Here is a 25126-nt window from a genome sequence, read left to right as displayed (position 1 = left end):
TACCGTCCTGCCCGCCCGTTGCCAGTGAACGCCCAGAGTGGTCGCCTACCGTGATCGGCGGAGCTTCCCCCGGCTCCGAGATGACTCGGCCCCCGTCACGACCTCCCCCTGTGGTGACGGGGCCGAGATCATCGTTAGGGTCCATGGCGATGGCCGACCACGAGCTCAGGGATCACATTCTGCAGCGTGCCGAGGGTGAACTCGGTGCCTCCGTGCGGCTGGTGGTGTCCGCCGCGTGGCGCGACCTGCCCGCGGACGCCCCGCTGACCGATGCGATCGGCCGGGTCGACGCCACCGTGGCGGCGCTGGAACACCTTCTCGCCGCCGCCTCGACCGCACCCGCCGCCGCCGAGCTCGAACATGCCCGTGCCGCATTGCGTTCGGCGCTCGACGGGCAGGCCGCCGCGCAACGCGTCGCGGACGCCCTCTCCGCCGACCGCATCCAGTTCCTCGAGACCAGCCTGGAGTTTCACGACCGGCACGGTACTCAGCCGTGCCCGGTGTGTGCAGCGAGCGTTCTGGACGACGAGTGGGTGGTGCGGGCCCGCGCCGCACTGGCCGCGGAGAAGGACGCCGCGAGTGCGCTGCGGGTGGCCAGGTCGACGGCGCATCGCGCCCGCCAGGCGTTGACCGCACTGGTCCGGGGGGTGCAGGCACCCCCCGCCGACGACGCCGGCCTCTCCGAGGTGGTCGCGGCCCGCGCGGCTCATCAATCGTTCTCGGTGGTGGCGGCCGACGGTGACGACGCCCTGGCCGCACACGTGGCGGGGGCGCTCCCGCAGCTCCGGGCGGCCTACGACGCGCTCGGTCGGGCCGCCGCGGCCGAGCTGGAGACGGCCCGCCAGGCGCAGACCTGGTTGCGTGGATTGGGCTAGCTGGCGGCGAATTCCTCGGGCAACCCGTCGATGCCTGCCTGAATCGCGGCGATGGCGCCCTTGCGGGCCTTGAGCTTGCTGGCCCGGTGGGCCTTGGGGTGCAGCCCGGCCGCGGCCTCTGCGGCGACGTCGTGGGCGCGCGCCAGCACGTTGTCGTCCTCGACGATCTCGTCCAGCCAGCCGGCGTGCACCGCGTCGTCGCCGGTGAACACCGCCGCCATGGACACCGCGCGCTGAAATGCCGAGCGCGTCAACCGGTTTCGCATGATCTCGATGGCCGAGATGGGCAGCACCATGCCGATCGCGACCTCGTTGGCCTGGCACCGCGAACTGGGTGACCCGACGCGGTGGTCACCGCTGAGCATCAGGAAGGACCCCATGGCGATGGCCGGGCCCGTCGCCGCCATGATCACCGGAACCGGAGAGCTCAGCAGCCGGATCGAGAGCTCGAACCCGCCGGAGAGCATGCCGAGTGCGGCGGCGGCGTCACCGGAGTTGAAGACGCTGAGGTCGAAGCCGGCGCTGAACACCCGCGAGTTGCCCGCGAGGACGACGGCCTTGACCTCGCCGTCGGCGGCGGCCTTCTCGGCGCGGTCGAGCGCGGAGTTGACGTTCTGCTGCATCGCCGGCGACAGCACGTTGACCTTGCCGTCGTCGAGCGTGATCGTGGCGACGTTCTCGGTCTGCTCGTAGGCAACGGTGCTTGTCATCGACTCTCCCTGTGGGTGCGGTTCGAGCCGATCGTACTTAGCCCATGGGCGCGGAATGACGCCCAGCCTGTCCGTTCCGAATCCAGGGGAAGTCCAACTCGGTGGTCTCGTCGAACTGACGGGTCCGCCAGCGGTCTTGCACTTCGGCCACCGCCTTGTTCATCCGGTCGATCTCGGCGCGGAACACGTCGGGCTGGGTCTCCTTGGACGCGTAGTGGAAGTAGGACAGCACGCTGCGCAGCAGTTCGAGCTTCTGCTTCTCCCGCTTGGCGAGGTCGTGAGTGGTCATCAGCTCGATGCGTTGCACCGGCTGCAGGTTGCCCCAGTCCAGGCGGAACTTGGTCTCGAAGGTCTCGGGCTTGCGCCACCCGCCGGACTTCGTCGACTTGCCGCCCGGTCGGGGGCGGTCGGAGTAGGTCAGCGAACCGTCGAACCGGTCGAGGATCGACCCGCCGAGCTCCGCGCGACTGATCGCCGAGTCCCACACGGTTCGCCATTCCTGTCCCGGAGCCAAATATGTGAGTTCGCTGGGAAGGACGAGTTCGGCTACTTCCGGAGCGCTGTCGAACTGCACGTGCTCGTAAGCAGCAACGGTTGGGTGGTCGACGAAGTCGAACTGGATGTCGTGGGCGGCGGTGTGTCCGAAGTTGCGTACGACCAGCTCGATGACGTGCCAGTCCGAGGGATGCGGCTCCATGAACATCGTCACCTGGGGTCGCACCTGTTCGGCTTTGAGCTGCCGATTCTTCGTCATCTGACGATTGGCCCATGCCAGCACGACGATGCCGAATGCGAGCGCGGCCCACGCCGCGATCGCCAACCAACCCGCCGATCCGAGGTCTCTCAGATCATGCGCCCGATCGTAGATCCAGTTCACTTTGCCCCCACTTGCTAGCGACGTGTCCGATTAGACCCTAGTGCTTCGCTGGCGATCTCGGAGCGCGAGACCGTTTGGTTGCCAGAATTGCACCTTGCCGTCCGTTTTCGATTCGAATTCGATGCCAATCTTGGGGCAGATGTGAATGGCGTAACTGAATTTGCTCCAAGGGGTGCGCGATTGGGGTGGTTGCAGGCGGGTCATGGGATCGCAAATCGCAAACTCCGATCAAATATGTTGTGCATCAACACTATTGATGCACAATCCGGCTTTCTGCAGAGATTTGTCGGTATTCCTGGTAATTGACGGTCAGGCTGTTACCATTGCTGAGCAAATGAGTACTTTGCATTCGCAGTCTGGAGAAGTCGGCCCCGATGGGCTACGTCTTGCCTTTCTCGCAGAGCTTTATCATCCCCACGTCGGCGGCCAGGAGATCTTCTTCCAGGAGCTTGCGGAGGCAATGGTCCGGCGGGGTCATTCCGTGGACGTCTACTGCATCACCCACGACGCTGCACTGCCAGCCCGGGAGACCCTGAACGGCGTTCGTATTCATCGGAGCAACGGCAGCGGGATCTATCCCAAGCCGGTGATCCCCGCCCTTAGGCGGAACTGGTCTGACATCGTCCGTTACAGCGCCGGTGTCCGTCGGCTCGGTTTCGGACCGCCGCACGACTTCTATCTGTTGAACCAGTGGCCGTTGTTGCACGTCCCGGCGCTGCCCCGGTGGGCACGGGCCCGCAGCGGCATCCATTGGTGTGAGGTGCGCACCACCGGACCCGTCCGCGTGCTCCAAAAGCACCTGCCACGGATGGTCGCGACCAACTTCGCCGTCGGAGAAGCCGTCGCGGCAAGCATCGGCCGGGAGTCGGGGCGCGAGTTCACCGTGTTGCCGAGCGGTATCGAGCTCGCCCGCTACCGGTCGACGGAACGCAGCGGCCGCTCCGGAGTGCTGTACGTGGGACGGCTGGCCCCACACAAGAACATGCCGCTACTCGTCGACGCCTTCGACCTGGCGGTGTCTCAAGGCTTGGAGGGCGATCTGGTCATCGCCGGCGACGGACCCTCGCGGGCCGAGGTCGCCGAGTACGCGAGCCGCTCGGTCAACGCGTCCCGGATTCAGGTGCTCGGTTCGATCGACGAGGAGCAGAAGGTCGACCTGCTCTCGCGTGCAGCGGTGCTGGGGATGTCGAGCATCCGCGAAGGCTTCCCGCGGGTGATCGCCGAGGCCATGGCGAGCGGCTTGCCCGTCGTCACCGCCGCCTTCGAAGAGAACGGCGGCAAGGACGTCGTCGCGCAGTACGGCTCGGGGATCGTCTGTGGAACCCAGCCCGCTGATTTTGCCGCGGCTCTGCTGGCCGCCAACGCGGGGTGGGACGGCTTCTCGCGAGCGGGACTCGTCGGCGCGCAGTCGTTGGACTGGTCGGGTATCGCGGCCACCTTCGAAGCCAAGATCCGGCAGGTCGTGCCGATGCAGCTGGCGGAGATCTACAACTGAGCCGAACGGCTCTGCCCTTCGGCGCCACCGCACCTCGTCGACCTACGTGCCCGTCGCGTCCCGTCGACGACGGCTACGCCACACCACCGCCCCGGCGACCACCGCAGCGAGCGCGACGCACCCGACACCGATGGCAAGCCACGTCGGCCAGCTCGCGCCCCCTTGCGGCGCGGCCGACGCCGACACGCCGGGATCGATCGACAGGTCGTCGACCACGCCCGCGGCGCCGGCGGCCGCAACGTTGCCGTCCAGGCGCGACCAGCCGCCGGGAAGCCGGGACACGTAGTCCAGGATCGGTTCGACCAGCGACCACGGGCCACTGGTGGTCACGAGAATGACCGTTCGGTTGCGCGGCTGGTCGGCGAAGGCCTGAATCGACCCAAGGCCACCCTCGATGTCGGTACGCAGCTGGTTGCTCAAATCGATTCGCACGGAGCTGCTTTCACCACCGATGGGCGGCTGCAGGGACGTCTTTCCGATCGTCGCCGCATTCGCCAGGATCAGCGCGCCCGTCGTCGAGTCGGCAGCAGACTCGAGGTCGACGACCCGCGGCATCATCGCCGTGCCGCTCGTGCGCGCGATGTCCGCCACGGTCCGGGCCGCGTAGTCGAGCTCACCCGGGTTGGTCCCGTCGAACGCGACGAGGAATTCGGGACTGAACTCCGACGGTACGGCGCTGAACCCGCCAAGAGCCGGTCCGCCGCGTCGCATCGTCAACGTGGAACGGGGGTCGAGCTGGAAGGTCAGCGGGGCAATCGTCGGGCTGCACAGCTGCCGGGGGCTGAAGGTCAGGTCGAATTCGAAATTGATTCTCTGCGTGAGGAAGTCGGAGGGCAGGTCGAACACGGCGTCGACGTGGCCACTGTCGTTGAGCGGTGACGTGTAGACCACATGGCCGTTGGCCCGCACCATCAGGCTGGCGGAGTCGAGTGACGCGACCGGCGTGTAATTGGCGAGAAGGTGCACCTGTACGGCGTCTACCCGTCCTTGCCCCAGCGCCGAGCGGTCCACTCCGACGGTGAGTTTCGACGTGCGCAGCACGGTGCTCTCACCGGCGATGTTCAGTTGGCCAAACGATAGCTCGTCCGAGGTGGACTCAGTGCGTGAACCGGCCTCGTCGACGCGCGCGGTGGGCACTTGAAGCAGGGATTGCAGTTGGTTGACGACGGGGGACAGCTGATCGGCGAGCTGATCTCCCCGTCCGGTGACCTTGAGGTAGACGTCGGCCCTGCCGGCGTTGACGACGTCGATCGCGGCGTCTCCGCCTTCGATGACGACGGCACGGGTGAACTCCGGCGCGGGTGGGGGCGTCGCGCCGCGGCGCTGCTTGACGACCGTGATCGCCGTCTTCTGCGGCGCGTAGGTTCGTGCCACGACTGACGCCAGCGTCAGGGCCGCCTGCTGCTCCGATTGATCGGCGTCCACTGGAGCGTAGATGGTGAGTCCCTGGAGGATGGGTGGGAAGAACTCGGCAAGAGTGTTGGGGGCGGGCTCATTTCCGGCGAACACCGCGGCGAGGTCACTCAACTGCACCTGCTCTGCTCGACCGCAGCGCAGCTCTTGCGGGAGCGGAGCCTCCCGCACGGTGAAGGACAGCCCAATGCCGGCTGGGCCGGGCTGGGCTGCGGAGACGTCGACGTCGAACGGCACGACCGCTTGAGCTGGACTGACGGCGGGCAAGTCCACCGTCGCCAAGAATCTGCCCGTCGTGTCGTCGATCTCGACGAATCCCGCACCGAAGTCCACCGGTGCGTGAATGAGGCCGCGGAGGCGTCTGACGCTCATGCCTGGTTGGAGCGGGATGGTGAAGTCCTGGTTGTTGTTCGCGCCGGTCAACGTCATGGACGGGTTCAGGCCCAAGTCATCCCAGGGCATCGTCAGTTCGTCGGCCGTCGCGGGGTCTGCGTTGAGTGGATCGGCACTGGCCGTCAGCGGCGAGGTGAGCGTGCCCGTGAGCAGGACCGCCAACAGCAGCCTCAGGGCCGGACCGACGTTTCGCCGCAACGACTTACGTCCCGCATGCGTACTCGCCGGCCTACCGGTCCCCTGGGTGTGTCGAGAAGACACCGTCGCTCCCGCCTCGAATGAGTGCCCGTTGAATCACGTCTGCCGACGCACGGTACTGGGAAACGGTGCTCCGCGGAGGACAACGCGCCGTTGGGCAAGCTGCCGGGGCGGGCGTGGCCGTGTCCGTCCAACGGAAGGACTCGGCCCGGCTACCATACTGTTCGCAAGGGCTACAGGACGGAGCGTCGCAGTTGGTTGCCAACGCGTCGAAAGTCCCTGCGACCGCGATCGAGCGGATTTCGTCGCTCGAAAGACGACTACTGCTGAGCAAGCTGGTCGTGGGCGCCCTCGTCGGGCTCTGCATCGGAGCGGCCGCGGGTGGACTGGCGTTCGGCGGCATGGGCCGAAACGTCACGGCGACAGCCTTTCTGCGACTGCAAAATCCCGCCGACCTGACTGCCGTTGCGGGAGGGGCGAGCCAAATCACCCCCGACAATCAGGACGGCACGACGCAGTTCGTGGCGGGCGAGGTCGCCTACCTCTCCGGCGACGGTTTCGCGCTGGCCGTCGCCAGGAAGATGGCCAAGAACGAGCCGGTGGAGTTGAAGGTCATACAGGCGAATGAATCCACCGTGGTGACGGTCAGCTGCACCAGTGTGTCCGGCGACGAGGCCAGGAGGACCGTCCAGACGGCCATTGATCTGTACGGGCAGCAGCTCCAGCAGCGGGTCGACCGGCAAGTGCGGACGATTCTGCCACGGCTGTCCGTGTGGCTCGCGCAGAGCGAATCCGACCCTGCACGCGCACAGTCAATTCGGCGGTTGCGCGACAGTGTGCAACTGCAGGCGGACATGGCGCGGAATCTGCTGGTGATGCAGGCGCCGACGCTGACCGACCCCGCCGTCGACGCGTGGGTCGTAGGTGCAATCGTGGGCGGGCTGGTCGGCGGCGCGGGTGCGCTCGTCGGTCTGCTCGTCCGCTGGCGGCGCTCGGGAGTGGGAGCGGTGGGAACGGTCGTCGCCGATGGTGCGGACGGAATCCTTCTTCCCGCGGTCGATCTCGACATGCCGCCGCGAGATGAATGGTCGACCGAGCAAGCACGCCTCGCCAGCACTCTTTACGCGCTTTGCCCTTCCAGCACGACGCCTCGCGTCATCCTCGTCGTGGGGGCATCGGCGTCGTCGGGGTCGTCGGTCATCTCGTCGCTGTTCGAGCTCGCAGTCGAGCGCAGCCCCTCTCAGCCTGCAGTGACGACGCGGGTGGTGGACGGTGGAGCAATCGGCGACGAGGGCATCACCCCCGATCTGGTCGACTCGGCCACGATCGTCGTATTGGTGGCACGCCTTGCCTTTGACGATGCAGCAAATACGGAGTGCGGCCTGAACTTAACGGGTGCGTCTCGTGACGCGCCGCTGATGGCCGTGTTCACCTATCGTCGTCGGCCATGGGCACGGATGTTTCGCACGGATTGACCGGCCGCAAACGCCCGGATGGGCGACGATGATCCGATGACCGACCTCTTGTTCGATGCGAGACACATCGAACAGAGCGGAATAGGTACCTACATTCGCGCGCAGCTTCCCCGTCTGGAACAAGTGCTGGCCCGGCATCACCGCACGCTCGCCGTCCTGACGGACCGCGGCAACGCGCCCGTCGTCGACGACGGAACCGCCGTCGTCTTCTCGGAATTCCCGGCCGCGCCGATGTATTCGGTTCACGAGCAGAAGGTCTGGGATTGGGCCGTGCGGGAGATCCGGCCCAGGGCGATCTGGGTACCCCACTACCCCTTCCCACTTACCCTCTTACGCCCGGCCAATCGGGACGTATTGAGCTTCAGCACGGTCCACGACGACAACCATCTCCTGGCTAGGAACGTCAGCGGTCAGGGTGTCGGTCGGCGTCTGTATGCACGCACGATGCTCGAACTCGACGCACGCAGGTCGAGTACGGTCTTCAGTCCGACTCAGGCTGCGGCCGATGCGCTCGCGAAGTTCGTCCCCTCGGCCGAATTCGTCGTCACGCCCATTCCCGTCGGCGAGGAATGGCTCAAGCCGGTCGACGTAGGTTTGTCTCCCGTGCAGGGCAAGTACATCCTCTATCTCGGTAATGTGAAGCGGCACAAGAATCTGCCGGCCCTGCTGGACGCGTACAGCCAAGTTCAGCAAGACATTCCGCACGATTTGGTCATTGCGGGCAGCGGCGCGTCGGTCAAGATGCTCGACGATCGGGTCCATGCATCGGCCACGGCACTGGGAGAAAGCGTTCGCATGATCGGACGGCTTGACTTCGAGAAACTCCGTGCGCTGGTCGCAGGGGCCGACGTCCTGGTGATGCCGTCGTTCAACGAGGGTGCCGGGCTTCCACCGCTGGAGGCAATGGCGTCCCACACTGCGGTCCTCAGTTCGGACATCCCGTCGCTCCGCGAGACGTGCGGCGACGGCGCCGACTATTTCGACCCGAACGACAGCCGACAGCTCGCGAGACTGATCCGCACCCACTGTCTCGACGACCACGCTCGGGCGGAGCTGGCGTCGAGGGGATGGGCACACGTGACGCAACGTCAAGCACTCATTTCGACCGATGCGGCGGCCTCGACGATCGTGGCGAAGCTCGATCAATGCCGCGCATGAACGTCACCAGGCGGAGCTTGCTTCTCGCTGCGCCCACGGTGCTCGCCGCCGTGGCGTGTTCACCGGTTGCGTCGAGGCCGACGGTCAACGTCCGGGACCACGGGGCCGTCGGGGACGGTAGCCGGGACGACTCGGCGGCGATTACCGCGGCGGTGGGTGCCTTGGCGTCGGGAAGTGTGCTGCACTTCCCGGTCGGGAGCTATCGCTTCGCCGAGCTCAACCCACGGGCCGGCGCGGCCGTCGCCATCGCCGGCATGTCCGACGTCGACGTCGACTTCGAGCCGGGTGCGGAACTGTTGATGGACAACGTGGATCAGCGAAGCAACACCGGCACCAGTCACGGTGTCCTGGTCCGCGGGCCCGCATCGAACATCTCGATGCGCAACGTCAAGATTCGATGGGCGCGTCAGCCCAAGCGATCGATGGGCGACGGCATCAGGGTCGTCGGTTTCGCGAGTGACGGCGCCGTGCCGAGCGGGTGGAGTGGGTCACCCACACCCGTCAGCGGAATCAGCTTGTCGAACTGTGTCATTCAGTCCGCCCCGCAAGCCGGTGTCGTCATGAACGGCGTCTCCGACATCACCGTCTCCAACCTTCGGTCCGAGCACACCAAGGCAGACGGGTTGCACTTCAACGCGTGCCGGCGCGCCAAGGTCAGCGGACACGTCGCCGTGGACAACGGTGACGACGGACTGGCCCTGGTCACCTATTTCGCCGACACACCGTCGTTCGACTCTGCGGCGGGGACTTTTGCGTTTCCCGGGCTGACCGAGTGGTCGAATGCCGACTTCGCCATCGAGAACGTCACCGTGTCCGGCGGACGGGCCAATGGTGTTCGCGTGGCTGGTGCCCAGCGCGTCGCCATTCACGGGTTGACGGTTTCCGACAAGCAGTTCGGTGCTGCGCTGATGGTCGACTCGTCGACCGCCGGGTATGACGTGAGTTGGGAGTACGTCAGCACCCGGGGCCTTTCGGTCACCGGTCTCACCGCCGACGACTGCGAGACCGGGGTGCACGTGCTCGCCCGGCCGCCCGCCGCCGTCGACGCGCGTTTCAGCGACTTCTCCGTCGACGTGGGTGACGCTCGTCTGACGCGGTGCACGAATTGGGCCGTCCGGGTGGAATCGCTGTCGAGCCAACGGGTCACCGGGGTGAGTCTTGGAACGTGCGTCATAGATTCGACGTCGGCCGCCGGGGGTAACGGGGGTGTCGGGCTGGCCGGTACCACGGACGTTCACATGGACCACGTGACGGCCGAGCAGTCGCAACCCGTCACGATGTTCTCGGCGCTGGATACCAGTCGACTGACGGTGGGAGACTTGGAATTGACCGTCACCAAGCCAGAGAGCGCCGCAGAACCGTTGCCATGTGCGCGATTCGAGAACACCGACGGCGAGATCGACGTCATGGCGGTGCGCTGGCCATCTGCACCCTTGTCGTGGACACCGGTGACGATCTCAGAACCAACGGACTGCGATCCGACGTCGCCCGCTCTCAAGGTGCAGACACTAACCGTCGAGCCGTCCGAGCTCGCGGGCCGAACGGGCACCTGCTGAGCGCGTGGGCGGACGGCTGCATCCAGAGGAAGATGAGCGAGTGCGAGCGGTCAACGGGATACACGAGTGACAATGAAGGAATGGGGAGGGAACGCACGTGCGGGTAATGGTTACGGGGGGCGCCGGCTTCGTCGGCAAACAGCTGGTTCGCATTCTCAGCGGCAAGACCGATCTTCTGGTGGCAGATCTGCTTCGCTACGGAACGCCCGATTGGCTGACTGAAGAAGGTTCCGACTTCCGCTTTCAGCGGGTGGACATCCGCGACGCGGCTGCCACGCGCGCGGTGGTCGAGGAGTTTGAGCCGGACGTCGTCATCCACCTGGCAGCGATCCACTACATTCCGGAATGCGACTCCGACCCGGCGAATGCCGTTGCCACAAACGTTTCCGGCACCGTCAACCTGTTGGCCAGCTGCCCGGCCGGGGTGCGCTTCGTCTTCGCCAGCAGCGGCGCGGTCTACCAGCCCGACGAAGCGGCGCACCGCGAATTCGAGTCGAGGCTCGGCCCGGCCGACATCTATGGCATCACCAAGCTGCAGGGGGAGGAGTACGTCCGGGCGTTCGCAGCCGACCGCGGCATCTCGGCCGCCGTCGTCCGACTCTTCAACGTCATCGGGCCCGGGGAGACCAACCCGCACCTGTTGCCTGCGATCGTCGCGCAGCTTCGGGCGGGCGTGGACTCGATCAGTCTCGGAAACACCTGGCCCAAGCGCGATTACATCGACGTGCTCGACGCCGCCAACGGCTTCGCGACCGTCGCGCTCGGGACGAACCCCGATGGGGTGTCGTGCGAGACGGTCAACCTCGGTAGTGGACACCAGTACTCCGTGGACGAGATCCTGTCCCGAATGCGTTCGGTTCTGGGCTTGGACTTCGAGGTCCGCCAAGACCCCACCCGCATGCGCGCGGTCGACCGTCCTTTCCTCGGTGCGGACATCACTCACATCGAGGAGGTGTTCGGTTGGCGACCGGCGCACGACCTGGACGAGACGTTGACGCGGACGTGGGCGAACCCGGAGTTCCTCCCGGCGCTCAACGGACGCTTGACCTGAGGGTCGGGCGCTCCTAGGTCACCGAGAGGGACCGTCCGGCCGTGCGTCTGGTGCTCCAACCGGCGATGAGGGCGCTGCCGATGGTGAGCAACAGCAGATAGATGACGATGCCGTAGCTCAAGATCTGAATGCGCCACATCTCGGAGAAGCAATAGGCGACCACGCCAGCCGAGCCTGCGATCACGGTGCCGTAGCGGACGATCCGTGCCAGCAGGTAGCCGGCGAACCCGTAGAGGCCGAACGTGTAGATCCAACCCCAGGTTCCATACAGGGCGTAGGTGTCGGCGAACACCGACACGGTGAAGAAGTTGGGCGCGAACTTCACCGAGTAGCCGAAGACCGAGGCCCGCTTCCAGCTGTTGTCCTTGCTGACCTTTTCGAATTGCAGGAAGGTTGGCTCGATCGCGGTCAGGGCGTCGACGGGATCCGACGCGACGTGCCACGCACCGCTCATGACCGCGTCGGACACACCGATCGAGACTTGGGCGGGCACCGCGAGGTATGCCCCCATTTGATACAGGTTCATTGCCGCGGGGTTGGATACGCCGGCGTCCCGGTAGTAGTTCGCGTTGCGAAAGTAGTTGAGGGCGCCCAGAAGCGCGAACCCCACGACGCCTATGGCGATGATCGCAATCCATCGATTCGACGACTTGGCCGAACGTCGGCGCGTCGTCGTCCGCTGCCGTACCCACATCGCGAGGTAGACCACGCTCGCCATGAGCAGGGAGAGTCGGTGTGCCAGCATCGCATTCATGAGCAGCAGCGCAACCGCGAGGACCATGAACGGCCAGGCGAGCAGCTTCCGGCGCCACAGGTAGACGCCTATCGGTGCGGCAAGGATCGTCGAGTACCGCAGCGTCGTGGGGGAGGCGGTATTCGACAGTGAGCTGTAGAGATCGTTGCCGGTTTGGGCGCTGAGTGACGCGATGATGGAGAGTGGGCTACCGATCTGGTAGAGCGAATATCCGATCCCCACCGTGGCCGCGAGCAGGATCACGAAGAAGTACCGACGTTCGAACATCGGCGAGGCGGTCAGCTCGACCGTCGTCGCCCGCGGTCGCGACTGGGTGCCGAGCCGCCATCCCACCATGGACACCGACACCACGGCCCCGTACCAGAAGGCAAGCAGCACAACGCTTCGCAGCGTCAGGTTCGCTGGTTCGGAGAAGCCCGCGAGCCTCTCCCAGGATCCGCCTGCGTACCCGAGCAGGTAGAGGCCACCCAACACCACCCACGCGCCGAAGGATGCGCCCACGGGAGCCAGGATGAAGACGGCCGGGGTGAACCACTTTGGCGGGACGAAGGTCTCCTCGTCCGCCGTCGTCGCCGGTGCGTACCGATCAGTCGTGAGCATTGTTCTTCTTGACCGTCGAGGTCGTGAGCTTCACGTCGTATTCGGGGGCACTCCTTCGCGCCACCACGTGATACAAGACCGCGGTGAACGATTCGGAGAGGACGAATGCGAGGAAGATCGCGGTGTTCGAATGCCACCCCAGAAGGAAGCCGACACCCATCGCCAGGTAGACCACGGTGCTCGTCGCCCGGACCCAGAACACGATGGTGGTCTCACCGGCCCGTCGCAATGCCGCGAACGGCACCGTCGACGTCAACATGAGCCCCTTCCACAGGCAGGCCAAGACCAACGCCAGTGCGCCGACGTTGGCCCATGCCGGCCCGAAGATGAGGCTGCCGAGTCCGCCAAAGGCTCCGAGGAGGACCCCCGCGAGCCCGGCGACGAAGATGCCCGAGACGATCACGAGCTCACCGTGGTGTCCGTGTGCGAGCAGCCGAAAGCGACCGTAGGCGATGATCGGTTCGAGGGCGTTCGAAACCGTGGAGATGACGCGGAATCCGACCGAGGCGGCGGGTCCCATGGTGACCAGGACGATGGATGTGATTGCGGGTTGAACGGCGCCCACCACCGCCGTCTCGGCCGTCACCCAACCCGACCGCCGGACGTCGGGTGGCATCCCGGAGAACCCCCTCGCGCCGCGAGGCCGATACCGGATCAGCGTTGCGACCAGGGCTCCGGCGGCGAGCAGTCGGATGCAGTGGTCGTTGTGGTGAATCGCCAAGACGAGCGCGCACGTTCCGGCGGAGATCAAGACGACCGCCGCGATTGCTTCGCGCTGCCAGTCGCCCCGGACCATTCCGATCGATCTGGTCATGAGCAATCCGGACATGAGTCCGATCGAGCTGAACATCAACACCGCGGGGTGGGCCACCGGGGGTCCCGCGATGAGCGCCGCAGCAGATGCCGCGCTCAGCAGCGCGGTCCACGTGGGCAAGGTCAGGCGGTGGTCCGCACCCGGTGTCGCCAACAGACCTTCGACGATGAAGGCGTTCAACAATTGGGCGACGTAGACACCGATCGCCAACGACAGTGCAAGGAAGCCCTGGGCGTCGATCGGGGCGATGCGGGCGTACACGGCGAGGAAGATGGCGGGAAAGGCGTTGAGCGCCAAGCCTGCCACCACCTGCGCAACGGCGGCCAGGTGCTTCGTGCCGGGCATTACGGTTGCGTCGAGATGGTCGTCGCCTTCGCACCGCTGCGGTGACGTGAGAGTCCGTACTTTGGATGGAACGTGACGACGGCGGCCAGCCGACTGCTGCTCGCTGCGGTGGCGGAGCGCACCAGGAACACCTGTTGCACGGTGTCGACGTCGAGCCTTGCGACCACGATGAGGTCGGTAGCCCGACGTACCGCCTCCGACAGGAGCCACGACTCACCCAGCGCGCCGGCGTCGACGATGAGAGTGGTCTCTTGTTCGGCGGCGTCGAATGGGGACGTCGACTCGTCCACCAGTCGGATGGTCTGCACGGGACCCGCTTCCGCGGCGGCCGCCGCAAGCAACGACGCGATGACCGGGGTCCCGGAGGATGACGACGCCCCGATGACCACCACGGTCCGGGTGGGGCCGGCTGACGTGCACTGGGCCAGGAGCGTTCTGGACAACGGACTCGACTGGCTTTGGCGCGCAGCCTCTTCGAGATCCACCGTCGGCCCGATCACACCGTCGACGTAGGCGCTGAGGTCGCTCGGCGAGGTCAGGCATCCCGTCTTGCGGCGGCGCGCCAGTTGACGCAGCGGCACTATGCAGGCCCCCAGGAAAGCGCCGAGAACCGCGCCGAGCAGCCAACGGCTCTCGGAGGCCTCGTTGACGGCCGGAGCCTGAAGCACCGTGATGCTCGCGGGTGTTCCCGCCTCGAGTGCGATCGAGTCGCGGACGGTCCGGATGTCGTGCACGCGGGCGAGGTCGCCCGCCGCGTTGGCCTCGACTTCCCATGCGTCGAGCGCCGGGAGGATGGTCTGCAACTGACGCTTGGACCGCTCGCCGACTTGCGCGCCGTAGACGTCGATGGCCGCCTGCACCAGGCGGGTGGCATCTGCGTCGGAATCGGCGCTGCCGCTGAAATCTATGACGGCCGAGCCGATTTCCTGCAAGACGTCGATGTTGGCCGGATCGGACTGCCCCAGGCTGACGCCCACGGCGCGGGTGAAGCCAATTCCGGACAGGTAGGCGACTTCGCCCGCCACGTACTGGGTGATGTAGGCCTCCGTGTCCGGCGTGGTGCGGTCGGCGCCGGTCGCCAGCGCCGTCAGCTCCACCGGAGGTGTGAGCCTGATGAGTGCGGTGGCCGTGGATTTGGTGGCCAGCGCGGAGAAGCAGAGGCCACCGATGATTGCTCCAATGAGCGCACCGACGGCCATCCCCGCCGCGAACCGCGCGCTCCGGACCCGGGTGGCTCCGCGTGGCACCTTCAGCGGTGGTGCCGCGGCCCGTGACATAACGGGGGATCTTACGGCGGTTCGGCCAATTTCTTGGGCAAGCGGGCAACGCATTCTCACGCGGCGACGCCGGCGCATCGAAGCGCTCCGTCTTGGGCGATCGGCCGACTGAGGGCAAGGTCACACGTGCGCCATATCTTCGATGGCTGAACTGCTGCGTCGTCGACGCATGTCTCGGATAACGTGAGTGAGTGACAAGCTCTCTCACGGGGTTCGACGACTGGCTCAACCGCCAACTCGAGGAGTGTGCGCGCGCGGCCGGCGAAGACGTCCCCACCTACGTGGCGCGGGCGGTCGCGTCGCGGATGGTGACCGAGCAGCGGCGGGTCGACAGCCCCGGGTTCATCGAACTCATGACGCATCTGGCCGCCTCCGGAACGTTTGCCGTGTCCACGATGCCGGACACTTCGGCGACCGTAAACGACCCGTCGCGACTACGGGCCCTGTATGCCACCGGTCTGTTGGACAGTCCGCCGGACGAGGCCTTCGACCGGATCACCCGCGCTGCGGCGGCAGCCCTGGACGCACCCCACTCGGCAGTGTCGCTGATTGACGTCGACAGGCAATTCTTCAAGAGCACCGTGGGCATGGGCGGGAATTCGCCGGAGGAAAGGGAGACCACCCTCGACCGGTCGGTGTGCCAATATGCCTTGGCAAAGGGCACTCCGCTCTTGATCGAAGACGCGCGAGTGCACCCAATCTTCAAGAATCACCCGGCCGTCGTCGACGGCAGCGTGGTGGCGTACCTCGGCATTCCGCTCCTCGACGACGACAAGAACGCCATCGGTACGCTGTGCGTTTTCGACGACACGCCGCGCCTGTGGACCACCGGCCACGTGCAGATCCTTGGTGATTTCGCCAGCCTCGCCGCCGAGCGGGCGTTCGGTCCCGGAGTGAATCCGACGTACTAAGGGGCAAACACGCGTCGTCGTCCGACGAAACGTTATGCGCAAACGTCAATTCACAATTAGAGTCGGGCCCGAGGATTCAGCGGGGGGACCGAGGTGGCAATCGCGTGAACGTGGTGACACAGGTGTCCGACGGGCGCGCCACGGCGACCCGGGCGGACGCCACCGACAAGATCAGCCGTCGTGTACCCATGAACGCCCCCCACTGGATGGAACGATTCCGCTCCGACCGGTGGCACGTGACCATCACGGTCGTCCTCGACCTGCTGGCCGCCGCTGGGTCGGTTGCTGCAGCGCATGCGTGGCTGCCGTCCACCGAGGACACGCGCTACGTACTGGTGTACTCGTGGGCCTTCGTGCCGTTGGTGGTGCTGGTGCTGAGCACCCGGTCGCTGTACACGCGCAAGCTGGACTTCAAGTTCCTCGAGGACTTCGAACCGGTGGAGACCGCGGTCGCGGTCGCAGCACTGGCAACGTTGACGCTGGTCATGGTGGCCGTTCCCGCGTTCGAGCCGGGTGTGGTGATCGGAAACTACGTACGCCCAAGCGATCTGGTGGTGCGGATCTGGGTGTGTGCGGCGATTCTGATGCCCGTCGTGCGGCTCGCCAGATCGCAGGTCTACCGCTACCTTCGGCGAAAGTACCGAGTCGGCTCGCCGGCCCTGATCCTCGGCTCGGGTCCGATCGCGTACCAACTCGTCGCACGGATGCGCCAAGTTCCCGAGTACGGCTTGCATCCCGTCGGTCTGCTCGACGACGTTCGGCCACCCGAGGCGGACACCTTCGACTTGCCTTATCTGGGTACGACGTACGACCTCGAAGCCGTGGCACGCCGCGTCCGCGCCGAGGATCTCATCGTGGCGCCGTCGTCGGTGTCCGACGAGCAGTTGGCCCGTGCGGCTCAGGTGGCGCAGACCCTCGGCATCCGAGTCTTCGTGGTACCTCGGCTGTTCGACGCCGTCGGGGTCGGCACCCGCGTGGAACACCTCGGCGGCATACCGCTGTTGGTGCTCGCCCGCGTCGACCCCAAGGGCTGGCAGTTCGCGCTGAAGCACGGGTTCGACCGGACGATGGCCGCCGTGGGCCTGTTGCTCATCTCTCCGCTGTTCCTCACGCTGGCGCTGCTGGTGAAGACCACCTCGCCCGGCCCGGTCTTCTACCGCCAGCAGCGAATTGGCCGAGACTCCAAGGTCTTCGACTGTTTGAAGTTCCGCAGCATGCGTCCCCTGGATCCGTCGGAGGAGGGCTTTGCGCCGAAGGCCGGTGACGCGCCCGGCGGCGTGGAGGGCGTCGACCGCCGCACCAAGATCGGCAAGATCATGCGCAAGACGTCGTTGGACGAGTTGCCCCAGCTGCTCAACGTACTCAAAGGAGACATGAGCCTGGTCGGACCGCGTCCCGAGCGGCCCGCGTTCGTCGAACTGTTCGAGATGCAGGTCCGCCGTTATGGTGACCGGCACCGCGTCAAGGCCGGCATCACCGGCTGGGCGCAGGTGCACGGTCTTCGAGGCCAGACGTCGATCGCCGATCGGGCCGAGTTCGACAACTACTACATCGAGAACTGGTCGTTGCGGCTGGACTTCCGAATCCTGGTGCTGACCGTCTTGGCGGTGTTCCGCAGCGTGGAGGACTGATCATCAGCCGTCGACGGCGTTGCGCGTCAAGGCTTTTCCGGATGGTCCCGCCGCCGCCGGGCGAATGTCGTGAGATGAGGTGGGCCGGTGTATGACCCACCGAGTCACGTGGGCTTGATTCCGGACGGACTGCGCAGATGGTCCCGAGTCAACGACGTCGACCTCACCGACGCATACCTCAGGGGTGCACACAAGATCGTCGACGTGCTGGTCGCCTTGCAGCGACTCGGCGTGCGGACCGTGTCGGTCTACAACCTGAGTCGCGCCAACCTGTCGCGGCGCGACGACGAATTGGAGCCCGTGTTCGCGGCCTCCGTGCAGTTCTTCGGCACGCTGCTTCCCGCCCGCTTCGATCCCGCGGTGTGCAGCGTGCGCCTTCACGGCGACCGCAGCGCATTGCCGGAGCCCTATCTTGCCGCCGCGCGCGGAGCCGAAAGTGCCTTGAGCGGGCGGGGTTTCACGATCAACGTCCTGGCCGCCTACGACGCCCGTGACGAGCTACGCAACGCTCACGCCAAGGCCGGCGAGCTCGGGTGCGACGTCAACGACGCGTTCGACATCGGCGACGTGGACCTCGTCATCAGGACCTCTCCGGAGCCTCTTCTCAGCGGGTTCCTGCCGATGCAGTGCCAATATGCACATCTGCAGTTTCTGTCGACGCCGCTCAACGACCTGGAGGTCGAGCAGGTCGACGACCTGGTGGCGAACTACCGACGTCTGCCGCAGCTCCGTGGGAAGTGACGCGTGTGGAGTCCAGTCGTAGTCCCATCGTGATCGGTGCTGGCCCCGCCGGGCTCACCGCAGCCCTGCGGTTGGTGCAGAAGGGGGTGAAGCCTCGGCTTCTCGAGGCAACCAGCCACGTGGGTGGCTTGGCCCGCACGCCGCGTAGCGGCGAATGGTGCCTCGATCCCGGCGGTCATCGCTTCTTCACCAAGTACGAAGAGGTGCTGGATCTTTGGAACGCGTTGCTGCCGCCGGATCAATGGCTGTCGGTGCCGCGGAGTTCGGCGATGCTGGTCGACGGCAAGTACGTCAAGTACCCGCTGGTCGGCCGTGACATCGTGACCAGACTCGGAGTCGTCCGGGGGTTGCGTGGGCTGAGCAGTTTCACCGTGTGGCGAATGCTGCGGAGCGGCGCGCCCAGTGGGCAGTCGGCGAACTTCGAGGAGTGGGGTACCCACGAGTTCGGTCGATACTGGTACACCGTCTTCTTTGACGGCTACGTTCGCAAGACGTGGCTGGCCGATCCCGCAGAGTTGGCCAGTGACTGGGCAAATCAGCGCATCAAGCCCATCGACTGGTCGATGCGGAGCAAGCGCAAGCACCCCGGCGAGGACGTCTTTCGATACCCGCGGCGTGGCCCCGGCCAGCTGTGGGACGCAGCCGCTGCCGCGCTGGTCGACGCGGGGGTGACTCCGACGCTCAACGCCCGGGTGGAGCGGCTCTGGACGCACGACGGGACGTGGTACGTCGAGCTGCACGGCGGTGAGGTGATCGAGGGTGACGCGGTGTTCTCCAGCATGCCCCTGCAATCCCTGGTCGAGGCGCTGCCCGAGGCGCCTCGACGTGTTCGGGTGGCTGCCTCGACTCTGCATCACCGCGGGCTGATCACGGTCGCCGTCGCGTTGCGCGATCGCCACGACATCCCCTTCAACTGGGTGTACACCCCTGGTGCGGAATTCTCCTGCGGTCGCATTCAGAACTACGGCCGATGGTCGAAAGACCTGCACCCGGCGGGCTGGGGCGGCACGTTCTTGGGATTCGAGTACTTCGTCCGTCCCGACGGTGACCTCATGGCCGCCGACGAGAGTTCGCTAAGTGACCTCGTCGAAGCCGACATTCGGGCACTTGGCCTCGGTGACTCCGCCATCGACCACGTCATGATGCTTCGTTCCCAAACTGCCTATCCGGTCTACGACCCGGTGCGGGAACGCAGCGTCGGCCGCATTCGCGATTACCTGCGCCGTCAATACCCCTCGCTTCATCCGATGGGGCGCAACGGCATGCATCGATACGACAACCAGGATCACGCGATGTTGAGTGCCATGCAGAGTGTGGCCAAGTACTTCGGGAAGGACGTCGACCCGTGGCAGGTGAACGTCGACCGTGACTATCACGAAGCGGGGCTGCTCAAGAAATGAATACCGATGGCATGTTTCTTAGGATTCGCTCAGCTTTGTCAAGGGCTCCGCACAGAACTCTGGGTTAAATTCGATGCCGAGCCTCCCCCCGGGCTCGTGAATGAATCGGCCTCGCCACCTACCCCCCCTGGTGGCGAGGCCGAGTTCGTTTCCGGCCGCAGTGCCGAAGCGTGTGTGGGGACCTGTGCCGATACAGATGGACGATCACCCAGCCAATGGGCTCTGTCACGGCTCCGCGCTGCCCCGCGGACTTGGTAGAGAGTCCCCTCCCCACGATTGGGCAGGTGCGTCAATTAAAGCACTAGTCGCCCGGACGTGCAGCGGTGAAACCGTTGGCGCGCAACCATCTAACTCAGGGGAAGTTCCACGCCGGCCGTCGAGGGATCGGCGTGCAACACGATGGTGCTCGGCTCCGTGCCCATCGGCACGTCGTAGACGAGGGGCGTCTCCCTTTGCTCTCCCGGCCCGATCTCGGCGGTGGTGCCGCCGAGGAACGCCGTTGCCTCGTCGTCGAGCGGGAACGTCTGACCCGCAGCGCTCAGTTGCTGAAACGTCGCGACGAAGGTCTGCGGCGCGGCCCCGGTGTTGGTGACGTTGAGGTAGACGACGTAGTACATGCCGTCGGCCGTGGTCTCCACCGCGTCGCTGACGGTGGAGGTGATGGTGTCACCGGTCTCGGTGCCCGCGATCGAGAAGCTGTAGTCCCCGTCTGTGCCTACCGCGCCGGGCGGGGGAGGTGTCAGGGATTCGGTGGGCGTGGGTGCGGCGTCGGTCGGCGAGGTGGTGGTCTCGCTGGAGGACGTCGCAGATGAGCTCGGTTGTGACGCCGCGGTCGGCTTGTCGGTGCGCATCACCACGAGCGCGACGACGACGGCGATGACCACCAGCAGGACGGCGCCGCCGGCGAGGAGGCCGATGATCAGCTTCGTGTTGGACTTGCCGCTCGGCGGGGGAGGTGCCGGGTAGTACCCGGGCGGCGGGCCCGGAGGGGGTGCGAAGGCCGCCGGCTCGAACGCGGTCGTCGTGTCGGCGGTCGGGGTCTGCGATTCGGTGGGTGGTTCCTCGTGGGACGGCTCGGGCGCCGGGTCGTCGGTCCGTTCCGGCTCCGTCGACAACGAATCCCAGGACGGCAGCGGCGGATTCCAGGACGTCGCGTCGTCCACGGGGGGCTCGTTGGCCACCGCCGGCGGATGGGTGTCGTAGGGCTGGACGGGTTGTTCCTGGGCGCCCTCGGGGGTGGGCTCCTGCACGACCGGGCGGGTGGCGTAGACGTTGGCGGCCTCGTCGCTCGGCGACGTCGCCTGGCCGGGGGCGGGCGCGCGGTGCTCGGTCCAGGTCCAGCCGTCCCAGTACCTCAGGCCGCCGGGATTCTCGGGATCCGGATACCAGTTGGCCGGTGTGGGCGGTGTCGTCATCGCAGGCGTCTCCCGATCCGGCGCCTCTGTGGCGCTGCGCACCGAACTTAGCGCAGGCTGTGAGCCGTCGCGCCACTTCTCCAACGAGACTCAGCCGCCCATCGCGGTGCGCCACTGGTCCAGGCTGGTGGCCCGGTAGACGTAGTTGGTGTCGCGCACCTCGGACAGCGACGCGCTGGGCTTGGCCGAATACCAGTGCCCGGGAAAGACGGTCGGATCGCCGGGCAGCTGGGACAGCGCCTGCAGGCTGCGGTACATGTCGTCGACGTTGCCGCCGGGGAAGTCGGTGCGTCCGCAGCCCTCCAGGAACAGCGTGTCGCCGGCGACCAGTCGGCCGTCGAGCAGGAAGCACTGGCTGCCTGGCGTGTGGCCGGGGGTGTGCAGCAGCTCGATCTCGACGGCGCCGACGGCCACCTTGTCGCCGTGGTCGTGGGCGGTCAGGTCGCCGAGCGGGATGCCGGTGATTCGGGAGACCCAGTCGGCCTCGTGGGTGTTCACGTGCACCGGGACGCTGACCCGCTCGAGCAGCTCGGCCAGGCCCTTGAGTTCGAAGCCCATCATCGATCCGCCGACGTGGTCGGGGTGGTGGTGGCTGACGAGCACGCCGGACAGGTGCATGCCGTCGGACTCGCACGCGTCGAGCAGGTCGTTGGCCGCATAGGCGGGGTCGACGACGACGCAGTCGCCGGTCTCGCGGTCGCCGATCAGGTAGGCGAAGTTGCGCATCTGCTGGGCGATCGCGTCGCTGGCGGCGTAGTCGGTGCCGGACAACAGCTGCCTGAAGTAGAGGCGTTCAGCGCCGGAGGAAGTCATCGGACCAGCCTATTTCCCCGTCGGCGGGCCGATAACCGCAGGTGTAAAAACCGCACGTCAGGTGGTGTTTGACTGCACACCAAAAAAAGACGTATCGATGGCGCATGTTTACTACGGTCAGTCGTATGCAATTGACGCGGTTCACCGATCTGGGCCTGCGGACGATGATGCTGCTGGCCTCCGGCGACTCCGACGGCCGACGGGTCACCATTCGCACCGTCGCCTCCGCGGCCGGGGCGTCGGAACACCACATCGCCAAGGCGGTCGCGCGCCTCGTCGACCTCGACATGGTCGCCGCCCGGCGTGGGCGCATCGGCGGACTGAGCCTCACCGAGGCCGGTCGCACGGTGTCGGTCGGCTGGCTCATCCGTCGGCTCGAAGGCGACCAAGAGGTCATCCAGTGCGAAGGCGTGACGCCGTGTCCCTTGCTGCCGGGGTGCCGGTTGCGCCGTGCGCTGTCCGACGCCAAGGAGGCGTTCTACCGCGAGCTCGACCGTCACACGGTCGACGACCTGGTGCGGGACGCTCGGCTGCCGATCGTTTCGCTCCACCTCGCCACCACCGAAACAACCACCGAAGGGATCCCACGATGACCATCACCACCGCCGTCGACGCCAAGGACGAGCTGGCGCCGGAGCACACCGAGATGGTGGCGGCGACGCTGCCGCTGGTCGGCGCGAACATCGACGAGATCACGTCGGTCTTCTACGGCCGGCTCTTCGAGCACCATCCTGAGCTGCTGCGCACGCTGTTCAACCGCGGCAACCAGGCGCAGGGGGCGCAGCAGCGGGCTCTCGCGGCCTCGATCGCCACGTTCGCGACTCATCTCGTCGACCCGACGCTGCCGCATCCGGCGGAGCTGCTGTCCCGGATTGGCCACAAGCACGCGTCGCTCGGGGTGACCGCCGATCAGTACCCGATCGTTCACGAGCACCTGTTCGCGGCGATCGTGCAGGTGCTCGGCGCCGACGTGGTGACCGCCGAGGTGGCCGAGGCGTGGGACCGGGTGTACTGGATCATGGCCCAGACGCTGATCGATCTGGAGACGGACCTCTACGCCGAGGCCGGTGTGACCGCCGGTGACGTCTACCGGCGGGCGCGGGTGCAGGCGCGGGTCGACGACCCGTCCGGCGCGGTCCTGGTGACGGTCTCCGCCCTCGGCGACGGGATGACGAATAGTTTGCCCGCGCAGTATGTTTCGGTTGGGGTGACGCTGCCCGACGGCGCGCGCCAGCTACGTCAGTACAGCCTGGTCGCGGGCGGAACCGGTGAGATGACGTTCGCGGTCAAACCCGTAGAGGCGGTGGGTGGCAATCCGGCCGGTGAGGTGTCGAACTGGATCCGGGACAACGTACGGGTCGGCGACCTGCTCGACGTCACCCTGCCGTTCGGCGACCTGCCCGCCCCGCGGCAGGGTGCGTCCCTGGTGCTCGTTTCGGCGGGCATCGGCGTCACCCCGATGATCGGCATCCTCGAGGCGCTGGCGGTCCAGGCGCCCGACACGCACGTGCGGATTCTGCACGCCGACCGCAGCGCCCAGACCCATCCGCTGCGGCAGCGGCAGTACGAGCTGTCGACCCGGTTGCCCAACGCCAGCCTCGAGGTTTGGTACGAAGACGGCGGCCCGGGCGCCCACGCCGGTCGGCTGGTGCTGGACGCATCCGAGCTGCCCGAGACGGCCGAGGTCTACTTGTGCGGGGGCAACGGGTTCGTCCGGGCGGTTCGCGAGCAGCTCGAAGCCGGTGGCGTCCCCGCCGGTCGCGTGCACTGTGAGCTGTTCTCACCCGACGCCTGGCTGGTGTGAGGCACCGGCCGGATTGGCCGCGAGGAGCTGCGGTTTGGTGACGCCAGCACCCGGGTTGTACCCTCTCTAAGTCCCACGGCATGGAATTTTCGACGGCCGCGGGCGGTTGCCCCCTTAGCTCAGTCGGTAGAGCGCTTCCATGGTAAGGAAGAGGTCAACGGTTCGATTCCGTTAGGGGGCCCGGGTGGTGCCCATGGCGGTGTAGCTCAGCTGGTTAGAGCGCACGACTCATAATCGTGAGGTCGGGGGATCGAGCCCCCCCACCGCTACAAGACGACAATGCAAGTGAATGAAGAAGGACGACTGACGTGGCCTCGAGTACAGACGTACGGCCCAAGATCACCTTGGCCTGCGAGGTGTGCAAGCACCGGAACTACATCACCAAGAAGAACCGGCGCAACGATCCCGATCGCCTCGAGATCAAGAAGTTCTGCCCGAACTGTGGGACGCACCGTCCGCACAAGGAATCGCGCTAACGGACGACGTCCGGGCCTTCGGCTCGGAGTCGACCGACAAGGGAACTGATTCGTGCCGCTGTCTCCAGAAATCGTCGGAACGCACTACCGCCATCCCGATTTCTACGAGGTCGGCCGCGAGAAGGTCCGTGAGTACGCGGGTGCCATCAAGAACGACGACGCCGCCCACCACGACGAGGCCGTCGCGACCCAGTTGGGCCACGATGCCTTGCTCGCGCCCTTGACCTTCACGTCGGTGTTCGGTTACACCGCCCAGCTAGCGTTCTTCGAAAACGCCAACGTCAGCGTCACCGACGCGCAGATCGTCCAGGTCGACCAGGAGTTCAAGTTCCTCCGGCCCACCAAGGTGGGTGACCGGTTGTTCAGCGACGTGTACGCGCATTCGTACCGGCGGGCCCACGGCACCGACATCATCGTGTTGAAGACCATCATCAGCAACGACCGCGATGAGGTCGTGCAGGAGACCTATACGACCCTCGCGGGCCGTGCAGACGAGAGTGGAGAGGGCTTTTCCAATGGCGCTACGTGAGTTCAGCTCGGTCAAGGTCGGTGACGAGCTGCCGGAGCGTGTCATTCCCCTGACGCGGATGGACCTGGTCAACTACGCCGGCGTATCCGGTGACCTGAACCCGATCCACTGGGACGACGAGATCGCCAAGCAGGTCGGTCTGGACACCGCGATCGCCCACGGCATGCTGACCATGGGCCTGGGTGGCGGCTACGTCACGTCCTGGATCGGCGACCCGGCCGCGGTGACCGAGTACAACGTGCGCTTCACCGCCGTGGTGCCCGTGCCCAACGACGGCGTCGGCGCCGAGATCGTCTTCAACGGACGGGTCAAGTCCGTCGACCCCGAGGCCAAGTCGGTCGTCATCGCGTTGTCGGCCACCACGGGCGGCAAGAAGATCTTCGGTCGCGCGACCGCGACCGCGAAGCTGGCGTAG

General features: G+C 66.3%; 23 protein-coding genes and 2 tRNA genes. 17 read left to right on the top strand and 8 right to left on the bottom strand.

The window, feature by feature from the left end; translation table 11 throughout:
• Positions 1–149 precede the first annotated feature (149 nt).
• Positions 150–875, top strand: a complete 726-nt coding sequence (locus H7J06_RS27410; protein ID WP_264042566.1) for a hypothetical protein — start codon at positions 150–152, stop codon at positions 873–875.
• Here the strand turns inward: H7J06_RS27410 and H7J06_RS27405 are convergent.
• A complete protein-coding gene (locus H7J06_RS27405) occupies positions 872–1585 on the bottom strand; it encodes a crotonase/enoyl-CoA hydratase family protein (RefSeq protein WP_264042565.1) in 714 nt (237 codons plus the stop codon). The genes H7J06_RS27410 and H7J06_RS27405 overlap by 4 nt on opposite strands.
• A gap of 37 nt (positions 1586–1622) precedes the next feature.
• Positions 1623–2462 (bottom strand): DUF8453 domain-containing protein, encoded by an 840-nt coding sequence (locus H7J06_RS27400; protein WP_264042563.1) that lies wholly within the window; start codon positions 2460–2462, stop codon positions 1623–1625.
• 334 nt (positions 2463–2796) lie between these two features.
• Here H7J06_RS27400 and H7J06_RS27395 point away from each other — a divergent pair, with 334 nt between their 5' ends.
• The gene (locus H7J06_RS27395) at positions 2797–3957 is read left to right on the top strand and encodes a glycosyltransferase family 4 protein (RefSeq protein WP_264042562.1); all 1161 of its coding nucleotides are present in this window, start codon (positions 2797–2799) and stop codon (positions 3955–3957) included.
• A 42-nt stretch (positions 3958–3999) separates the two neighbouring features.
• Here H7J06_RS27395 and H7J06_RS27390 read toward each other — a convergent pair whose 3' ends face one another.
• Entirely contained in the window at positions 4000–5961 is a 1962-nt protein-coding gene (locus H7J06_RS27390; RefSeq protein WP_264042561.1) for a cellulose biosynthesis cyclic di-GMP-binding regulatory protein BcsB, read from the bottom strand.
• Positions 5962–6362: 401 nt separating this feature from the next.
• On the opposite strand from H7J06_RS27390, the gene H7J06_RS27385 reads away from it, so the two are divergent.
• The 4 genes from H7J06_RS27385 to H7J06_RS27370 all read left to right on the top strand — a co-directional run bounded on the left by H7J06_RS27385 (position 6363) and on the right by H7J06_RS27370 (position 11201).
• A complete protein-coding gene (locus H7J06_RS27385; protein ID WP_264042560.1) occupies positions 6363–7436 on the top strand; it encodes a hypothetical protein in 1074 nt (357 codons plus the stop codon).
• Positions 7437–7454: 18 nt separating this feature from the next.
• Complete coding sequence (locus tag H7J06_RS27380; protein ID WP_264042559.1) at positions 7455–8594, top strand: glycosyltransferase family 4 protein; 1140 nt, start codon at positions 7455–7457, stop codon at positions 8592–8594.
• Entirely contained in the window at positions 8582–10150 is a 1569-nt protein-coding gene (locus H7J06_RS27375) for a glycosyl hydrolase family 28-related protein (protein ID WP_264042558.1), read from the top strand. Before H7J06_RS27380 ends, H7J06_RS27375 begins: the two co-directional genes overlap by 13 nt.
• Positions 10151–10256: 106 nt before the next feature.
• Positions 10257–11201 (top strand): NAD-dependent epimerase/dehydratase family protein, encoded by a 945-nt coding sequence (locus H7J06_RS27370; protein ID WP_264042658.1) that lies wholly within the window; start codon positions 10257–10259, stop codon positions 11199–11201.
• Between the two features lie 13 nt (positions 11202–11214).
• Here the strand turns inward: H7J06_RS27370 and H7J06_RS27365 are convergent, their stop codons facing one another.
• From H7J06_RS27365 to H7J06_RS27355, 3 genes are read right to left on the bottom strand one after another with little or no spacing between them, the layout of a single operon-like run.
• The gene (locus H7J06_RS27365; protein WP_264042556.1) at positions 11215–12555 is read right to left on the bottom strand and encodes an O-antigen polymerase; all 1341 of its coding nucleotides are present in this window, start codon (positions 12553–12555) and stop codon (positions 11215–11217) included.
• The gene (locus H7J06_RS27360; RefSeq protein WP_264042555.1) at positions 12542–13714 is read right to left on the bottom strand and encodes a hypothetical protein; all 1173 of its coding nucleotides are present in this window, start codon (positions 13712–13714) and stop codon (positions 12542–12544) included. The genes H7J06_RS27365 and H7J06_RS27360 overlap by 14 nt, the downstream gene beginning before the upstream one ends.
• Positions 13714–14991: a hypothetical protein gene (locus H7J06_RS27355; protein WP_264042554.1), complete on the bottom strand. Its 1278-nt coding sequence runs from the start codon at positions 14989–14991 to the stop codon at positions 13714–13716. Before H7J06_RS27355 ends, H7J06_RS27360 begins: the two co-directional genes overlap by 1 nt.
• A gap of 191 nt (positions 14992–15182) precedes the next feature.
• Here H7J06_RS27355 and H7J06_RS27350 point away from each other — a divergent pair, with 191 nt between their 5' ends.
• The 4 genes from H7J06_RS27350 (at position 15183) to H7J06_RS27335 (ending at position 19674) form a co-directional block, all read left to right on the top strand.
• Positions 15183–15902 carry a GAF domain-containing protein gene (locus H7J06_RS27350; RefSeq protein WP_264042553.1) on the top strand — a complete coding sequence of 240 codons (720 nt, stop codon included), beginning with the start codon at positions 15183–15185 and terminating at the stop codon, positions 15900–15902.
• Between the two features lie 188 nt (positions 15903–16090).
• The gene (locus tag H7J06_RS27345; protein WP_275079985.1) at positions 16091–17533 is read left to right on the top strand and encodes a sugar transferase; all 1443 of its coding nucleotides are present in this window, start codon (positions 16091–16093) and stop codon (positions 17531–17533) included.
• Positions 17534–17620: 87 nt separating this feature from the next.
• Positions 17621–18274, top strand: a complete 654-nt coding sequence (locus tag H7J06_RS27340; RefSeq protein WP_264042551.1) for an undecaprenyl diphosphate synthase family protein — start codon at positions 17621–17623, stop codon at positions 18272–18274.
• On the top strand, positions 18271–19674 hold the full coding sequence (locus H7J06_RS27335) for an FAD-dependent oxidoreductase (protein ID WP_372515418.1): 1404 nt from the start codon (positions 18271–18273) through the stop codon (positions 19672–19674). Before H7J06_RS27340 ends, H7J06_RS27335 begins: the two co-directional genes overlap by 4 nt.
• A gap of 347 nt (positions 19675–20021) precedes the next feature.
• Here H7J06_RS27335 and H7J06_RS27330 read toward each other — a convergent pair whose 3' ends face one another.
• Both H7J06_RS27330 and H7J06_RS27325 read right to left on the bottom strand, forming a co-directional pair.
• Positions 20022–21131 carry a DUF2510 domain-containing protein gene (locus H7J06_RS27330; protein ID WP_264042549.1) on the bottom strand — a complete coding sequence of 370 codons (1110 nt, stop codon included), beginning with the start codon at positions 21129–21131 and terminating at the stop codon, positions 20022–20024.
• Positions 21132–21179: 48 nt separating this feature from the next.
• Entirely contained in the window at positions 21180–21902 is a 723-nt protein-coding gene (locus H7J06_RS27325; protein ID WP_264042547.1) for an MBL fold metallo-hydrolase, read from the bottom strand.
• 125 nt (positions 21903–22027) lie between these two features.
• Here H7J06_RS27325 and H7J06_RS27320 point away from each other — a divergent pair, with 125 nt between their 5' ends.
• The 7 genes from H7J06_RS27320 (at position 22028) to hadB (ending at position 25126) form a co-directional block, all read left to right on the top strand.
• Positions 22028–22495 carry an RrF2 family transcriptional regulator gene (locus H7J06_RS27320; RefSeq protein WP_264042546.1) on the top strand — a complete coding sequence of 156 codons (468 nt, stop codon included), beginning with the start codon at positions 22028–22030 and terminating at the stop codon, positions 22493–22495.
• A complete protein-coding gene (locus H7J06_RS27315) occupies positions 22492–23706 on the top strand; it encodes a globin domain-containing protein (RefSeq protein WP_264042545.1) in 1215 nt (404 codons plus the stop codon). Before H7J06_RS27320 ends, H7J06_RS27315 begins: the two co-directional genes overlap by 4 nt.
• 108 nt (positions 23707–23814) lie before the next feature.
• Positions 23815–23887 (top strand) — tRNA-Thr (locus H7J06_RS27310).
• A gap of 14 nt (positions 23888–23901) precedes the next feature.
• A tRNA-Met gene (locus H7J06_RS27305) sits at positions 23902–23975 on the top strand.
• A gap of 39 nt (positions 23976–24014) precedes the next feature.
• Complete coding sequence (gene rpmG / locus H7J06_RS27300; protein WP_056550495.1) at positions 24015–24182, top strand: 50S ribosomal protein L33; 168 nt, start codon at positions 24015–24017, stop codon at positions 24180–24182.
• 52 nt (positions 24183–24234) lie between these two features.
• Positions 24235–24711 (top strand): (3R)-hydroxyacyl-ACP dehydratase subunit HadA, encoded by a 477-nt coding sequence (gene hadA, locus H7J06_RS27295; protein WP_264042544.1) that lies wholly within the window; start codon positions 24235–24237, stop codon positions 24709–24711.
• The gene (hadB, locus tag H7J06_RS27290) at positions 24698–25126 is read left to right on the top strand and encodes a (3R)-hydroxyacyl-ACP dehydratase subunit HadB (protein ID WP_264042543.1); all 429 of its coding nucleotides are present in this window, start codon (positions 24698–24700) and stop codon (positions 25124–25126) included. The genes hadA and hadB overlap by 14 nt, the downstream gene beginning before the upstream one ends.

The sequence above is a fragment of the Mycolicibacterium hodleri genome, from assembly GCF_025822245.1.
GTDB lineage: Bacteria > Actinomycetota > Actinomycetes > Mycobacteriales > Mycobacteriaceae > Mycobacterium > Mycobacterium hodleri.
The sequence above is the reverse complement of the archived record's forward strand: the minus strand, read 5'-3'. Positions and strand labels throughout refer to the sequence as shown.

Excerpts from the sequence above, each read along its gene's own strand:
- H7J06_RS27410 (WP_264042566.1), top strand. The coding sequence starts at position 150 with ATGGCCGACCACGAGCTCAGGGATCACATTCTGCAGCGTGCCGAGGGT.
- H7J06_RS27405 (WP_264042565.1), bottom strand. The coding sequence starts at position 1,585 with ATGACAAGCACCGTTGCCTACGAGCAGACCGAGAACGTCGCCACGATC.
- H7J06_RS27395 (WP_264042562.1), top strand. The coding sequence starts at position 2,797 with ATGAGTACTTTGCATTCGCAGTCTGGAGAAGTCGGCCCCGATGGGCTA.
- H7J06_RS27385 (WP_264042560.1), top strand. The coding sequence starts at position 6,363 with ATGGGCCGAAACGTCACGGCGACAGCCTTTCTGCGACTGCAAAATCCC.
- H7J06_RS27380 (WP_264042559.1), top strand. The coding sequence starts at position 7,455 with ATGGGCGACGATGATCCGATGACCGACCTCTTGTTCGATGCGAGACAC.
- H7J06_RS27375 (WP_264042558.1), top strand. The coding sequence starts at position 8,582 with ATGCCGCGCATGAACGTCACCAGGCGGAGCTTGCTTCTCGCTGCGCCC.
- H7J06_RS27370 (WP_264042658.1), top strand. The coding sequence starts at position 10,257 with ATGGTTACGGGGGGCGCCGGCTTCGTCGGCAAACAGCTGGTTCGCATT.
- H7J06_RS27365 (WP_264042556.1), bottom strand. The coding sequence starts at position 12,555 with ATGCTCACGACTGATCGGTACGCACCGGCGACGACGGCGGACGAGGAG.
- H7J06_RS27360 (WP_264042555.1), bottom strand. The coding sequence starts at position 13,714 with ATGCCCGGCACGAAGCACCTGGCCGCCGTTGCGCAGGTGGTGGCAGGC.
- H7J06_RS27355 (WP_264042554.1), bottom strand. The coding sequence starts at position 14,991 with ATGTCACGGGCCGCGGCACCACCGCTGAAGGTGCCACGCGGAGCCACC.
- H7J06_RS27345 (WP_275079985.1), top strand. The coding sequence starts at position 16,091 with ATGAACGCCCCCCACTGGATGGAACGATTCCGCTCCGACCGGTGGCAC.
- H7J06_RS27325 (WP_264042547.1), bottom strand. The coding sequence starts at position 21,902 with ATGACTTCCTCCGGCGCTGAACGCCTCTACTTCAGGCAGCTGTTGTCC.
- H7J06_RS27320 (WP_264042546.1), top strand. The coding sequence starts at position 22,028 with ATGCAATTGACGCGGTTCACCGATCTGGGCCTGCGGACGATGATGCTG.
- H7J06_RS27315 (WP_264042545.1), top strand. The coding sequence starts at position 22,492 with ATGACCATCACCACCGCCGTCGACGCCAAGGACGAGCTGGCGCCGGAG.
- hadB (WP_264042543.1), top strand. The coding sequence starts at position 24,698 with ATGGCGCTACGTGAGTTCAGCTCGGTCAAGGTCGGTGACGAGCTGCCG.